The sequence below is a fragment of the Micromonospora sp. PLK6-60 genome, assembly GCF_019890675.1.
In the GTDB taxonomy this organism is placed as follows: domain Bacteria; phylum Actinomycetota; class Actinomycetes; order Mycobacteriales; family Micromonosporaceae; genus Micromonospora.
The window spans coordinates 1-1,761 of record NZ_JAIOAA010000043.1; the positions used below are offsets into that span (position 1 = coordinate 1).

General features: G+C 70.2%; 2 protein-coding genes. Both read right to left on the minus strand.

Annotated features, from left to right (window positions below):
• Window positions 1-960, minus strand: a complete 960-nt coding sequence (locus K7640_RS29780) for an electron transfer flavoprotein subunit alpha/FixB family protein (protein ID WP_222958274.1) — start codon at window positions 958-960, stop codon at window positions 1-3.
• A gap of 11 nt (window positions 961-971) precedes the next feature.
• Window positions 972-1,751 carry an electron transfer flavoprotein subunit beta/FixA family protein gene (locus K7640_RS29785; RefSeq protein ID WP_222958275.1) on the minus strand — a complete coding sequence of 260 codons (780 nt, stop codon included), beginning with the start codon at window positions 1,749-1,751 and terminating at the stop codon, window positions 972-974.
• Window positions 1,752-1,761 lie beyond the last annotated feature (10 nt).

Here is a 1,761-nt window from a genome sequence, read left to right on the forward strand (position 1 = left end):
TCACTTGCGCTTGCGGATCTCCTCGGCGGCCTGCGGGACGATCTTGAACAGGTCGCCGACCACGCCGTAGTCGGCCAGCTCGAAGATCGGCGCCTCGCCGTCCTTGTTCACCGCGACGATGGTCTTCGAGGTCTGCATGCCGGCCCGGTGCTGGATCGCGCCGGAGATGCCCAGCGCGACGTAGAGCTGCGGGGAGACCGTCTTGCCGGTCTGGCCGACCTGGAACTGGTGCGGGTAGTAGCCGGAGTCGACCGCCGCGCGCGACGCCCCGACCGCGCCGCCGAGCAGGTCGGCCAGCTCCTCGACCAGCTTGAAGTTGTCGGCGTTGCCGACGCCGCGACCGCCGGAGACGACCACCGACGCCTCGGTGAGCTCGGGGCGGGAACCCTTCTGCTCGGCGACCCGCTCGACGACCCTGGCCAGCTTGTCGGCGTCGCCGACCGTGACGGTGAGCTGCTCGACGGCCGGGGTGGCCGCGGCCGGGGCCGGGTTGAGCGAGTTCGGCCGGACGGTGACCAACGGCAGGCCCTTGGTGACCTTGGACTTGACGATGGTGGAACCGGCGAAGGCGATCTGGGTGGCGGTGCCGTCGGCGGCGAGACCGACCACGTCGGTCAGGATGCCGTTGTCCAGCTTGACGGCCAGCCGGGCGGCGATCTCCTTGCCCTCCTGGGAGGAGGCCAGCAGCACGGCGGCCGGCTGCACCCGGCCGACCAGCTCGGCGACCACGGTGGCCTTCGGCGCCACCAGGTAGCCGTCGATCTCCTCGCTCTCGGCGGCGTAGATCTTCTCCGCGCCGTACTCGCCCAGCTTGGCGCTCAGCGCCTGCGCGGCGCCGGGGCCACCGAGCACGACCGCGCTCGGGGTGCCCAGCTCGCGGGCGAGGGTGAGCATCTCCAGGGTGACCTTCTTGACGCCGAATTCCCGGGTGGCTTCGACGACGACGAGAACCTCAGACATGTCCGGACCCCTCACACGAACTTCTCGGTGGCGAGGAACTCGACCAGCTTGACGCCGCCCTCGCCCTCGTCGGTGATCTTCTCGCCGCCGGAGCGCGGCGGGCGCTTGGTGTGCTCCAGCACGGCGCTGGTGGCGCCGTCGAAGCCCACCTCGGCGGGGGCGACACCCAGGTCGCCCAGGGAGAGCGTCTGCACCGGCTTCTTCTTGGCGGCCATGATGCCCTTGAAGGACGGGTACCGGGGCTCGTTGATGGTGTCCCAGACCGACACCACGGCCGGCGTCGAGGCGGTGACCACCTCGTAGCCCTCCTCGGTCTGCCGCTCGACGGTCAGCGTGGACCCGTCGACGGTGAGCTTGCGCGCGCCGGTCAGCGCGGCGACGCCCAGCCGCTCGGCGATCATGTGCGGCATGACCTGGACCCGACCGTCGGTCGACTCGGCGCCGCAGATCACCAGGTCCGCGTCGAGCTGGCCCAGGGCGGCGGCGAGCACCTTCGAGGTGGTCACGGCGCACGACCCGTGCAGGGCGTCGTCCACCACGTGCACGGCCTTGTCCGGCCCCATCGACAGCGCCTTGCGGATCGACTCGGTCGCCCGGTCCGGACCCATGGTCAGGATGGTGACCTCGCCGCCGTGCGCCTCCTTGATCTTCAACGCCTCCTCGATGGCGTACTCGTCCATCTCGTTGATGACGTTGTTCGCCGAACCGCGGTCGACGGTGTTGTCGTCAGCACGCAGGTTGCGGTCCGCGCCCGAATCGGGCACCTGCTTGACGAGTACGACGATGTTCATCGCGCTTCGA